Genomic DNA, 11900 nt, shown 5'->3' with positions numbered 1-11900 from the left:
TCAGCGCAGCACCAGGCTGTCCGGCACCTGCTCGTGGATACTGAGCATGTGCTGGATGCTCTGGAGAAACAGCGCCTCGGCCTGGCTCATCTTCTGCTCGCGGTTCCACAGCAGCTGGATATCGAAATCCACCACCCCATCCTCCGGCGGCAGTGGCCACAGCAAGCCCTGTTCGACGTCCCGGCGCACCAGGTGGATCGGCAGGCAGCCAATGCCGAAGCCGGCGCAGATCAGCCGATGAATTTCCTCGAAACTGGTGGAAGAGGCGACGATCTTGCCGGTAAAACCCTGCTGATCGCGAAACAGCGTCAGGGGTGACAGATTGCCTCCCAGCTGGTCGCTGGTGAAGCTGACGAAGTTCTCCGTGGCCAGCTGTTGCAGGCTCAGGTTGGCCTGGCCGAACAGCCGATGGCGTGGGCCGCAGAAGTAGGCGTAGCGCTCCCGGAACAGCACTCGCTGCTCCAGCCTGGGCTGCGGCAGCCGGCACAGGCCCACCCCCAGGGTCGCGGTCTTTTGCAGTAGCGAACTGATGATGTCCGGACTGCCCAGCACCTCCACCTCCAGCTCGATCTTCGGGTGCGCGGCATGGAAGTCAGCGAGGAACTCATCGTAGTGCCGGGCCTTCACCCCACTGACGGTGAGAGTGCGGATCTTGCCCACCACGTCGTCCTGGCGGCTTTGCACCACGGTGCCCAGGCGCGAGATGTCGCCATAGATATCGGTGGCGATGCGCAGCACTTCCTCGCCGGTCTCGGTGAGTTCGAAGCGCCGTCCGCTACGGACGATCAGCAGGCAGTCCAACTGCTCCTCGAGCCGCTTGAGGGCCTGGCTGACTGCCGATTGGGTGATGTGCAGGCGCGCGGCGGCGCGGCTCATGCTGCCTTCCTGGCCGATCACCAGGTAGGTACGCAACAGGTTCCAGTCCAGGCGATCGTTGAGAAAACGCCGTCCGGCCCAGGAGCCGGTCACAGGATCGAGTGTCGACATGGGGCTCCTCTAAAAACGACCTGCCTCGCCTAGGTTTTTAGAAGCGCCTATGGGGAGCTCTAGTAGTAGCAAGGCTAATAGTTAGGATAAGAATTCGAAAATTGACTAATCCTGGCACGACGGCGATAAAGCCCACAAGCGCCATAGAGCGCCGCCTGACTAAGCCTTCAGCACCTGCCCATAACTACAAATACACAGGTCCTTGCATGCACAGCACCCCTCAGCCGCGACGCGCCGCGGCAGCGGCCTTCATCGGCACCACCATCGAGTTCTACGACTTCTACATCTACGCCACGGCCGCGGCCCTGGTGCTGGGGCAGGTGTTCTTTCCCAGCAGCGACCCGGTGACCAGCACCCTGGCGGCGTTCGGCAGCTTTGCCGTGGGGTTCGTCGCCCGGCCCATGGCGGGCATGGTCTTCGGCCACCTGGGCGACCGCCTCGGGCGCAAGAAGATGCTCCTGGTGACCATGGCGCTGATGGGCCTGGCCACCACCGGCATCGGCCTGCTGCCCAGCTATGCCAGCGTTGGTATCTGGGCGCCCATCGGCCTGATCGTGTTGCGCTTGATCCAGGGCATTTCCGTCGGCGGCGAATGGGGTGGGGCGGTGCTGATGGCCAGCGAACACGCTCCGGCCCGGCGCAAGACCTTCTACGCCTCCTTCGCCCAATTGGGCAGCCCCGCCGGCCTGTTGCTGGCTTTGATCGCCTTTCGCCTGGTCACCAGCCTTGCCCCCGAGGACTTCCTCGCCTGGGGCTGGCGCCTGCCGTTCCTGGCCAGTGGCGTGCTGATGATGGTGGGCCTGATGATCCGTAGCGGGGTGCATGAATCGCCGGAGTTCGCCAAGGCCCGGGATAACCAGGAGACGGCGCGCTACCCGGTGCTGGAGGTGGTCCGCGACTGCTGGCGGCAGATCCTCCTGGCCGCGGCGGCGGTGACCATAGGTTCGGCCGGTTTCTTCTTCACCAACACCTTCATGATCACCTACGTCACCCAGTACCAAGGCATCCCCCGGGCCACCATCCTCGACTGCCTGTTCCTCGTCACCGTGATCCAGCTGCTGTCGCAACCGCTCTCGGCCCTGCTGGCCGAGCGCATCGGCGAAGGGCGCTTCCTGACCCTGGTGGCCCTGCTGTGCATGGTCACGCCGTACCCGATGTTCCTGCTGGTCGGTACCCAGAACATCCTCTTGATGACCCTCGGCATCGCCCTGGCGGTGGTGATCCTGTCGGCGCTATACGCGGTGATCGCCGGCTACATGACCCAGGCGTTCCCGGTGCACCTGCGCTACTCAGGCATCTCCATCGCCTACCAACTCAGTTGCGCCCTGGCCGGCGGCACCACGCCGCTGCTGGGGACGCTGCTGGCCAGTAAGTTTTCCGGGCAATGGCTGCCCCTGGCGCTGTTCTTCAGCCTGCTGTCGGCGTTGTCGCTGATCGGCGTCTGTGGCTTGGCGCGCATGCGCGCCAAGCCGGTGGTCCAACCCGCTCCCCAAGAGGTGTATCCGTGAGCAAACCTGAACACATGAGTGCCGTCGAATGGCAAGCCCGTTGCGAACTGGCGGCGCTGTATCGCCTGGTGGCGCACTTTCGCATGACCGACCTGATCGACACCCACATCACCCTGCGCATCCCCGGGCCCGAGCACCACTTCCTGATCAACCGCTACGGGGTGATCTTCGACCGCATGCGTGCCAGCGACCTGGTACGCATCGACCAGGAGGGGCGCATCGTCGATCCCCACTACAGCGGACACCGGGTCAACGCCGCCGGCTTCGTCATCCACTCGGCGATCCACATGGCCCGTCCCGACCTCAATTGCGTGATCCATACCCACACCGCTGCCGGCATGGCAGTAGCGGCCCAGCAGCAGGGCCTGCTGCCCATCAGCCAGCACGCGCTGAAGTTCTACGGCAAGCTGGCCTACCACACCTATGAAGGCATCGCCCTGTCCCTGGACGAGCGCCAGCGCCTGATCGCCGACCTGGGCCCGCACAAGGCCATGATCCTGCGCAACCACGGCCTGCTGGTGGGCGGTGCCAGCGTGGCCCACGCCTTCCACGAGATCCACTTCCTGGAGCGCGCCTGCCAGGCCCAGGTACAGGCCCTGGCCGGTGGCTCGGTGCTCAACTACCCCTCGCCGCAGGTCTGTGTCCACACCGCCGAGCAGTTCGAGCGCGACGATGCCGACCACATCATCGAGCTGGCCTGGGACGCGGCCCTGACCCTGATCGAACACCAGCGCGAGTCCTACCTGTCATGAGCCCTGTGGTGCTGCTGTCCCGTGACCACCTGTTGCTGCAACAACTGCAGCAGGCCTTTGCCCGCAGTGCGCCGCAGGTGCAGGCATTGCTGGTAGGCGACCCCGGGGCTGCCGAGGCACGGCTGGCGGCCTGCTGGTTCCCGCCGCCGGGCAGCCTGCGAGCCTTGCCGGCATTGCAGTTGATCCATTCGGTGGCGGCCGGCATCGATCACCTGGAACACGATCCAGGCTGCCCGCCATTGCCGGTGTGCCGGGTGGTGGACCCCGGGCACCGCCAGGGCATGACCGAGTACGTGCGCTGGGCGGTGATCCACTACCACCGGGGCTTCGACAGGGTACTGCGGCAGCAGGCCGGGCACTGCTGGGAGCGGCCGCTGCAAGTGCCGGCGCAGGACTTCAAGGTCGGGGTCATGGGCCTGGGCTCCCTGGGCGCCGCCATCGCCCAGGACCTGGCTGGCGCGGGCTACCAGGTGCGCGGCTGGGCCCGCAGCGCCAAGCAGTTGCCCCAGGTGCGCTGCTTCGCCGGCGCCGAGGGGCGGGATGGCTTCCTCGACGGCCTGGACCTGCTGGTCAACCTGCTGCCCCTGACGCCCGAGACCCGGGGCATCCTCGGTCATGCCACCTTCGCCCGGCTGGCGCCCGGGGCGGCGCTGGTCAATTGCGGGCGTGGCGGGCACCTGCGGATCGACGACCTGCAACAGGCCCTGGCCAGTGGCCAACTGCGCGGCGCCTTGCTGGATGTCTTCGACCAGGAGCCGCTGCCGGCGGACCATCGGTTGTGGAGCCTGCCCGGGGTCACCGTCACCCCGCACATGGCCTCGGCCGCCTCCCACGATTGCATTGCCCGGCAAGTGGCGGAGAACCTGCGCCGCCTGGAGGCGGGCGAACCGCTGCTGAACCTGGCCGACCGCCGCCTGGGCTACTGAGCGTCCAGGCACGCCTGCAAGCGTTCGAGGAACAACGCCTCGGCGCGGCTCAGGCGCTGCTCGCGGTTCCACAGCAGGTGGATGTCGACATCGGCGATGCCCTCGTGGGGCGGTAGCCGCCACAGCAGCCCGCTGTCGACATCGGCCGCCACCACATGCTCCGGCAGGCAGCCGATGCCGAACCCGGCGATCACCAGGCGGCGCACTTCTTCCAGGCTGGGGGAGGAGGCGACGATACGTCCGCTGAAGCCCTGCTGGTCGCGGAAGATGGTCAACGGCGAGAGCATGCCGCCGATCTGGTCGCTGGTGAAACTGACGAAGTTCTCCCGTTGCAGGTCGCCCTCGGCCACATCCGCGCGGCCGAACAGCGGGTGGTGCTTGCCACAGAAGAACGCATAGCGCTGGCGCAGGAACAAGCGTTGCTCCAGGCGCGGCTGCGGCCGGCGGTTGAGGCTCAGGCCCAGGGTCGCGGTCTTTTCCTGCAGGGCGCTGACGATGTCCGAACTGCGCATCACGTCCACCTCCAGGTCGACCCGTGGGTGCTGGCGATGAAAGTCCGCCAGGAACTGGTCGAAGCGCTCGTTGCAGATGCGGCTGATGATCAGCAGCCGGACCTTGCCGATCACCTCGTCGGCAGGCTGCTCCAGCACGCTGCCGACCTGGGACACCTGGCCGTAGATCTCGCCGGCCAGGGCGAAGATCTGCTCGCCGACTTCGGTCAGGGCGAAGCGCGGGCCACGGCGGGCGATCAACTGCCGGCCCAGTTGTTCCTCCAGGCGCTTGAGGGCCTGGCTCACCGCGGGCTGGGTCAGGTGCAGGCGCGCCGCCGCACGGCTGATGCTCAGTTCCTGGCCGATCACCCGGAAGGTGCGCAGCAGATTCCAGTCCAGGCGGTCGTTGAGCAAGCGGCGGGCATCGTGGTCGGACATGGCGAAGGCTCTGGGGCGGGCGAGGGCTTGATAATAAGCCAGGATAATAATCGAGATAACCAATAGAAAATTGACTGATTATCCCCGGCCGCGGATAAATCCACTCCACAACGGCGCCCACAGAAGGCGCCTGCGCTGCACCGTCCTCCTGCCAGAACAACAATCAAGGGAGCCTGATCCATGTCCTCCGCCTCGCCTCAACCGCGCCGGGCCGCTGCCGCCGCGTTCATCGGCACCATGATCGAATGGTACGACTTCTACATCTACGCCACGGCCGCGGCGCTGGTATTCGGCGCCTTGTTCTTCCCCTCCAGCGACTCGCTGTTCAGCACCATGGCGGCCTTCGGCACCTTCGCCGTGGGCTTCTTCGCCCGGCCCCTGGGCGGCATCATCTTCGGCCATATCGGCGATCGCATCGGGCGCAAGAAGTCCCTGGTCATCACCTTGCTGATGATGGGCGTGGTCACGGTGTGCATCGGCCTGCTGCCGACCTACGCGCAGATCGGTGCCACGGCGCCGGTGCTGCTGATCCTGTTGCGCATCGTCCAGGGCATCGCCGTGGGTGGCGAGTGGGGCGGGGCGGTATTGATGGCCGGCGAGCATGCGCCCAAGGGCCGGCGCAACTTCTTCGCTTCCTTCGCCCAGCTGGGCAGCCCGGCCGGGTTGATCCTCTCGCTGCTGGCGTTCAGCGCCGTGACCCGCTTGCCCGAGGAGGCCCTGATGAGCTGGGGCTGGCGCCTGCCGTTCCTGGCCAGTGCGCTGTTGCTGGTGGTGGGCCTGGCGATTCGCCTGGGGGTCGAGGAGTCGCCGGAATTCCTCGCCAGCCGCGAGCGCGCCGCCAAGGTTGCCCGCCATGAGCAGGCGCCGGTACTGGAAGTGCTGCACAGCGCCTGGCGGCCGTTGCTGCTGTGCATCGGCGCCAACACCCTGGGAATCGCCGGGGTGTACTTCACCAACACCTTCATGATCGCCTACAGCACCCAGCAGCTGCAGATTCCCCGGTCGCTGATCCTCGAGTGCCTGTTCGTGGTGGCGATCATCCAGTTCTGCATCCAGCCCCTGGCCGCCTGGGTCGCCGAGAAGATCGGCGCCACGCGCTTCCTGTGCCTGGTGGCGCTGCTGGCCATGGCCTCGCCGTACCCGATGTTCGTACTGGTGAGTTCGGCCCAGGCGCCGCTGATGATCCTCGGCATCGCCCTGGCGGTGGTGTGCATGGCGTCCTTCTATGCGGTGATCGCCGGCTACGTCAGCGGCATGTTCGAGACCCGGGTGCGCTACACCGCGATCTCCCTGGCCTACCAGGTCTGCGGCGCTGTGGCCGGTGGCCTGACACCCTTGATCGGCACCTGGCTGGCCCATCGCTTTCTCGGCCAATGGTGGCCGATGGCGCTGTTCTACAGCCTGATCGCCGCCGTATCGCTGCTGTGCGTGCTAGCCCTGGCGCGCCGGCACGCCGCAGCCCATCGCCTGGAAATGGCATCCCACGCCTGACTGTCTGGAGAACCTGAAGATGTTGAAGATCAATGGCGAACGCCTGTGGGCGAGCCTGATGGCCATGGCCGAGATCGGCGCCACCGCCCGTGGCGGTAGCTGCCGCCTGGCCTTGAGCGAGGAAGACAAGGCCGGTCGCGAACTGTTCGCCCACTGGTGCCGCGAAGCCGGGCTGGACCTGAGCGTCGATCCCATCGGCAACCTGTTCGCCAGGCGCCCCGGGACCGACCCGCAGGCTGCGCCGGTGATGATCGGCAGCCACCTGGACACCCAGCCCGAAGGCGGCCGTTTCGACGGGGTCTACGGGGTGCTGGCGGGGCTGGAAGTGCTGCGCAGCCTGAACGACCAGGGCATTGCCACCTGCAAGCCGCTGGAGCTGGCGGTCTGGACCAACGAAGAGGGCGCGCGCTTCACCCCGGCGATGTTCGGTTCGGCGGTGTTCACCGGGGCCATGGCCCTGGAAGAAGCGTTGGCGGTGCGCGACGCCGAGGGCATCAGTGTCGCCCAGGCTTTGCAGAACACCGGTTATGCCGGCCAGCGGCCCTTGGGCGGGGCGGTGGATGCCTACTTCGAAGCGCATATCGAGCAGGGACCGATCCTCGAAGACAACGCCAAGAGCATCGGCGTGGTCAGCGGTGGCCAGGCCATCCGCTGGCTCGACATCCAGGTCGAAGGCATGGCCGCCCACGCCGGAACCACCCCGATGCCATTGCGCCAGGACGCCCTGTATGGCGCGGCGCAGATGATCCTGGCGGTGGAGCGACTGGCCGCCGATTTCGCTCCCGAAGGCCTGACCACCGTGGGTGAGTTGAGCATCGCCAAATCCTCGCGCAACACCATTCCCGGCCTGCTGCAATTCACCGTCGACCTGCGCCATCACCAGGACGAGCAGATCGCCGCCATGGAGCAACAGGTCCAGCAGCGCCTGGAGGAGATCGCCCAGCAACGGGGGCTCAAGGTACGTATCAGCCGTCACTGGGTGAGCCCGGCCACGCCGTTCGACGCCGACTGCGTGGCAGCGGTGCAGGAGGCGGTGGATGGCCTGGGCTACCCTCAGCAGTCCATCGTCAGCGGCGCCGGCCATGATGCGATCCTGCTGGCGCGCTACTGCCCGACCGCCATGGTGTTCATTCCCTGTGTCGGCGGCCTGAGCCACAACGAAGCCGAAGATGTCTTGCCCGAGGACGTGCGCCAGGGCGCCGATGTCCTGCTTAACGCCGTGCTGGCCCGTGCTGGCCGGGTCGCCTGAGGAGCCTTGCATGCGCAGTTTTTTCCACCCCGAACAATTGCTTCACCATCCCCGGAGCTATTTCTCCCGCGGCCAGATGCGCACGCCCCAGGAAGTGCCCGAGCGGGCCCGGCGCCTGGTACAGGCGGTACACACCCTGGGTTTCGCCCTGGAGCAACCGCTGGATGCCGGCCTGAAACCCTTGCTAGCGGTGCATGGTGCGGCCTACCTGGAGTTCCTCGAACAGGCCCATCGGCGCTGGAAGGACATCCCCGAGGACTGGGGCGAGGAGGTCATGTCCAACATCTTCGTGCGTGAGCCCAATGCCCTGCGTGGTGTCCTGGCCCAGGCCGCGCGCTACCTGGCCGACGGCAGTTGCCCGGTGGGCGAATGGACCTGGCGCTCGGCCTACTGGTCGGCCCAGAGCGCCATCGCCGGGGCCAGGGCGCTGCTCGATGGCGAACCGGCGGCCTACGCCCTTTGCCGCCCGCCGGGGCACCATGCGCGGGCCGAGGCCGCCGGTGGCTTCTGCTACCTGAACAACGCGGCCATCGCCGCCCAGGTGCTGCGGGAGCGATACAGCCGGGTCGCGGTACTGGATACCGACATGCACCATGGCCAGGGCATCCAGGAAATCTTCTACGAGCGCAGCGACGTGCTGTATGTCTCGGTGCACGGCGACCCCACCAACTTCTACCCGGGCGTCGCCGGCTTTGCCGAGGAGCGTGGCAGTGGTGCAGGCCAGGGCTACAACCTCAACCTGCCCATGGCCCACGGTGCCAGCGAAGAGGATTTCCTCGCGCGGCTGGAGCAGGCCCTGGCCGCGGTACGGGCGTTCGATGCCCAGGTGCTGGTGCTGTCCCTGGGCTTCGATATCTTCGAGCTGGACCCGCAAAGCAAGGTGGCGGTGACCCGTGCCGGCTTCGCCAGCCTGGGCCAGCGTATCCGCGGCCTGGGCCTGCCATGCCTGATCGTCCAGGAGGGTGGTTATCACCTGGAAAGCCTGGAAGACAACGCCCGGGCCTTCTTCGCCGACGCCGCTGCCTGGGCCTGCTGACCGGATCAGACGCTGGCTGTGTGTTTGCCAGGGGAGCGGCTGGACGTCACTCGCCCCTGGCGAGAGCCTTTACCTTTCCCTGAGTGTTGGCATCTGCAACGGCCCGAGTGTCCCGCAACACCATCGCCGGTGCTGCGGGAGAGGGCTTGCCGAGGTGTCAGCTGGCGCTGCTGGAGTACACCCGCTGGCCGCCTTTCCAGGTCTCATGCACCTTGATGTCGCGGATGCTGGTGGCCGGGACGTTTTCGTCCAGCGGGTCCTGCTCGAGGATCACGAAGTCGGCGAAGTTGCGCTCAGCCAGGGAGCCGGTCCAGGCTTCGGCATTGCACTGCCAGGCGGCATCGTAGGTGATGGCCTTCAGCGCTTGTTTACGCGTCAGGCACTCTTCGGGGTTGAGCACCGGCAACTGTTGCGGGTCCCGCACATAAGGCGTCTGTCCTGGGAGGCGCAGGCCTTCCATCTTGCGCGTCACCGCCTGCTCCATCGAGCGCAGCGGGCCCAGCGGCGTGACCGTGCAATCGCTGTGCAGGGAGATCCGCAGGTCCTTGCCCAGGGCCATCTGGCACAGGTCGAGCATGGTGTCTGCGCGATTCTCGAAGATCGCCTGCTGGAAGGCGTAGCCCCAGTAACCGACATGCCCCACCAGGAAACTGGGCGACAGCCCCAGCTTGACCATGGTCTTGAGACGATCTTCGCTGAGCAGCGAGCAGTGTTCGATGCGGTGGCGCTTGTTCAGGCCCACACCCTGCTCGAAGGCTTTCTGGTAGGCCTGCAGGGTGAAGTCGATGGCCCGGTCGCCATTGGCGTGGATCATCAGCGGCCAGCCCTTGGCGGCGACGGCCTGGACCAGGTCCTGGTAGGCGACGGGGAGGTCTTGCGGATCCTGCTCGCCCTCATCGCAGAAGTTGAAGTTGCCCTTGGGGCGGGTACCGGCATTGCAGCAGTAGTCGGCGGTCTGGTAACCGGTCAGCCCCTGGTTGGAACCGTCCGAGACCAGCTTCACCGAGCCCTGGTACATGCGCTTGGCCTGTTCGCGGGTGGCCGGCTGATAGGCCGGTAGCTGGCTGATGCTCTTGGGCGTGCCGTTGCAGGCAGCGGCGTAGCCGATGCGCAGGGTCCGTGGATGGTTGAGGAAATAGGCATCCAGCAGCAGCTTGGAGATGGGGTCCATCATGGCGTCGTACAACAGGGTGATACCGCGCCGCGCGGCGGTGGCGAAGTAGTGCTCCAGGCGCTTGAAGATATTGAGCATCTCCAATTGCTGCTTGAGGGGAATGACCAGGATCGCCTTGAGCACATCCTCTTCCTGCACCGTGCCGTTAGTGACCGAGATCCCGGCCTTGGTGACCAGTTCGCTGGCGGCGCTGTTCAGGTAGGCGGTGTGCATCGAGGCGCTGACCAGCAGCATCGGGTGCAGCTTGTCGATGCTGTCCAGGTTGCCGACTTCTTCGTCGAAGCCGCAGCCCAGGGTGATGAGCTGGTTCTGGCCCCCGGGCACCACCTTGAACGGCATCAGCGCCGGATCGACCATGTGCCCGAGGATCCAGGTCGAATCGTCCTTGGGCAACTGGGCCTGGATGGTGGTCTTCAGCCAGTTCCAGTCATAGACGGGGCGCAGTCGCTGGTTCTGCCGCTCGTCGTGGTTGAAGGTTTGGCTGTCGGGGTCGGTATCCACGTCATTGACGATGGCGCCCAGGTTCAGCCAGCCATCCATGGCACAGCTCTGCACGATATGGGCGTGGGGTTCCACCAGGCCGGGGAGCAAGGTCCTGCCGCCCAGGTCCTGGGTGGTGTAGGTGAGCTTCAAGTCCTGCATGCGCGCCTTGACCTCGGTCAGGGTGCCGACGGCCACCACGTCGCCGGCATGGATGCCTAGGGCATCGACCCGGTCGTCCATGTTGCCCTCGCGCAGGGGATAGATGGTGCCATTGGTGAAGACGATGGATGCGCCGTCCGGCTCTTGCAGCGGGCCATGGGCTTCGCGGGGCAGCCCGGCCATGTAGCGGGCCGGGTCAAGGCTGTGCTTCAGCGCTTCCCAGACCGGGTTGTGGCATCCGCACTGGATGTAGTCGTGATCATTTCCATTTGATCCCATGATGCGTTCCTCAAGGTTCTTGGTGGTTTGAGGGGAAAGGTCGATGAGCCAGGAGCACAGGCAGGTACGATCCGGCTCGCGCTGAGCGTAGCAGCCGTTCGCCGGGCGGGCTGGCCCATTGCCACGGGCGGCCCGGTCCTGCGCCGGCCCGTGGCGGGGTTGGTTGGGGGGCGCTTTGGCAAACGCAGGCAGCCCTCGAGGATTCCCTGGTGCGCGGCTAGATGTGCAGCCAGGCCAGCGAGCCCAGCAGCACGCTGGCCCCGGCCGTGCCATAGGCCAGGCGCGCCAGCCATTGCTTGCGGGTCAGCAGGGTGATGGCCGCCATCGAGATGGCGATCTGGATCGCCATCATCGCCTGGGCCCAGCGATGGTGCTGGTGCAAGGTGGCTTCGGATTGTTCATCCCAATCCTGGGCCTGGGCTTCCAGGGCCTCAGCCTTCAGGCGCACGGCTTCCTTTTCCTTCTGGTAGCGCTGGGCCTCGATGCTGTAGTGCTTGGCGTCGACCCCGGGGATGTGGGCTGCCAGCTCCGCGAGGTTCTGGCGGCTGGACTTGGCCTGGTAGTAGTTCCACTGGTTGGCCGCCTCGGTCTTTTTCATCGCCGCGTTGTTCTTGTCCATCGCCGCCAGGCTCTCGCTGGAGCCGGCCTGGTAGCTCAGCAAGGCACCGAGGGTGGCCATGATCGCCGTGGTGACGGCGATCTTGCTGGCGAAGCTGTCATTGCGGGCATGGGCCTGTTCGCTCAGGTGTTCCACATGCTCTTCGTGGGGGCTGGGCACTTCGAAGTCTTCGGTCATGGCGATCGATCGAAAGGAGGGGAGGGAGGAGTGGCGAAGTGTATCCACGGCCCCGTGGAGCGGCTGCACTGGCGCACGTTCGTTCAGCCGGGCGACAGCCTTGGGGCAGCTTCGGGATACCAGTACGATAG

Annotated in this window: 10 protein-coding genes; 6 read left to right on the top strand and 4 right to left on the bottom strand. The window is 66.1% G+C overall.

Translation table 11 applies throughout. From position 1 onward, the window contains the following. Positions 1-987 (bottom strand): LysR family transcriptional regulator, encoded by a 987-nt coding sequence (locus C4K40_RS21410; RefSeq protein WP_053138834.1) that lies wholly within the window; start codon positions 985-987, stop codon positions 1-3. 206 nt (positions 988-1193) lie between these two features. On the opposite strand from C4K40_RS21410, the gene C4K40_RS21405 reads away from it, so the two are divergent. Genes C4K40_RS21405 through C4K40_RS21395 form a run of 3 tightly spaced genes read left to right on the top strand, consistent with a single transcriptional unit; the run spans position 1194 to position 4173 of the window. Beyond that, positions 1194-2495: an MFS transporter gene (locus tag C4K40_RS21405; RefSeq protein ID WP_053138832.1), complete on the top strand. Its 1302-nt coding sequence runs from the start codon at positions 1194-1196 to the stop codon at positions 2493-2495. After that, positions 2492-3247, top strand: coding sequence for a class II aldolase/adducin family protein (locus C4K40_RS21400; RefSeq protein WP_053138829.1), 756 nt, complete (start codon positions 2492-2494; stop codon positions 3245-3247). Before C4K40_RS21405 ends, C4K40_RS21400 begins: the two co-directional genes overlap by 4 nt. Then, positions 3244-4173: a glyoxylate/hydroxypyruvate reductase A gene (locus C4K40_RS21395; protein WP_053138825.1), complete on the top strand. Its 930-nt coding sequence runs from the start codon at positions 3244-3246 to the stop codon at positions 4171-4173. The genes C4K40_RS21400 and C4K40_RS21395 overlap by 4 nt, the downstream gene beginning before the upstream one ends. Here the strand turns inward: C4K40_RS21395 and C4K40_RS21390 are convergent. Further along, positions 4167-5102 carry a LysR family transcriptional regulator gene (locus tag C4K40_RS21390; protein ID WP_053138823.1) on the bottom strand — a complete coding sequence of 312 codons (936 nt, stop codon included), beginning with the start codon at positions 5100-5102 and terminating at the stop codon, positions 4167-4169. The genes C4K40_RS21395 and C4K40_RS21390 overlap by 7 nt on opposite strands. 180 nt (positions 5103-5282) lie before the next feature. Here C4K40_RS21390 and C4K40_RS21385 point away from each other — a divergent pair, with 180 nt between their 5' ends. Genes C4K40_RS21385 through C4K40_RS21375 form a run of 3 tightly spaced genes read left to right on the top strand, consistent with a single transcriptional unit; the run spans position 5283 to position 8878 of the window. Continuing rightward, a complete protein-coding gene (locus tag C4K40_RS21385; protein ID WP_053138820.1) occupies positions 5283-6593 on the top strand; it encodes an MFS transporter in 1311 nt (436 codons plus the stop codon). Between the two features lie 19 nt (positions 6594-6612). Beyond that, positions 6613-7842, top strand: a complete 1230-nt coding sequence (locus C4K40_RS21380) for a Zn-dependent hydrolase (protein WP_053138817.1) — start codon at positions 6613-6615, stop codon at positions 7840-7842. Positions 7843-7852: 10 nt separating this feature from the next. After that, complete coding sequence (locus C4K40_RS21375; protein WP_053138814.1) at positions 7853-8878, top strand: histone deacetylase family protein; 1026 nt, start codon at positions 7853-7855, stop codon at positions 8876-8878. Positions 8879-9035: 157 nt separating this feature from the next. Here C4K40_RS21375 and C4K40_RS21370 read toward each other — a convergent pair whose 3' ends face one another. Together C4K40_RS21370 and C4K40_RS21365 are read right to left on the bottom strand one after the other, a co-directional pair. Next, positions 9036-10973 carry an amidohydrolase gene (locus C4K40_RS21370; RefSeq protein ID WP_053138811.1) on the bottom strand — a complete coding sequence of 646 codons (1938 nt, stop codon included), beginning with the start codon at positions 10971-10973 and terminating at the stop codon, positions 9036-9038. 217 nt (positions 10974-11190) lie between these two features. Beyond that, positions 11191-11769 carry a DUF4337 domain-containing protein gene (locus C4K40_RS21365; protein ID WP_053138808.1) on the bottom strand — a complete coding sequence of 193 codons (579 nt, stop codon included), beginning with the start codon at positions 11767-11769 and terminating at the stop codon, positions 11191-11193. Positions 11770-11900: the final 131 nt, after the last annotated feature.

Source organism: Pseudomonas sp. CMR5c, from assembly GCF_003850545.1.
GTDB lineage: Bacteria > Pseudomonadota > Gammaproteobacteria > Pseudomonadales > Pseudomonadaceae > Aquipseudomonas > Aquipseudomonas piscis.
This window is presented reverse-complemented; position numbering and strand designations above follow the sequence as displayed.

Bases quoted from the DNA above. Each gene is read 5' to 3' on its own strand.
- C4K40_RS21375 (WP_053138814.1), top strand. From the start codon at position 7,853: ATGCGCAGTTTTTTCCACCCCGAACAATTGCTTCACCATCCCCGGAGC.
- C4K40_RS21410 (WP_053138834.1), bottom strand. From the start codon at position 987: ATGTCGACACTCGATCCTGTGACCGGCTCCTGGGCCGGACGGCGTTTT.
- C4K40_RS21390 (WP_053138823.1), bottom strand. From the start codon at position 5,102: ATGTCCGACCACGATGCCCGCCGCTTGCTCAACGACCGCCTGGACTGG.
- C4K40_RS21385 (WP_053138820.1), top strand. From the start codon at position 5,283: ATGTCCTCCGCCTCGCCTCAACCGCGCCGGGCCGCTGCCGCCGCGTTC.
- C4K40_RS21380 (WP_053138817.1), top strand. From the start codon at position 6,613: ATGTTGAAGATCAATGGCGAACGCCTGTGGGCGAGCCTGATGGCCATG.
- C4K40_RS21395 (WP_053138825.1), top strand. From the start codon at position 3,244: ATGAGCCCTGTGGTGCTGCTGTCCCGTGACCACCTGTTGCTGCAACAA.
- C4K40_RS21370 (WP_053138811.1), bottom strand. From the start codon at position 10,973: ATGGGATCAAATGGAAATGATCACGACTACATCCAGTGCGGATGCCAC.
- C4K40_RS21365 (WP_053138808.1), bottom strand. From the start codon at position 11,769: ATGACCGAAGACTTCGAAGTGCCCAGCCCCCACGAAGAGCATGTGGAA.
- C4K40_RS21405 (WP_053138832.1), top strand. From the start codon at position 1,194: ATGCACAGCACCCCTCAGCCGCGACGCGCCGCGGCAGCGGCCTTCATC.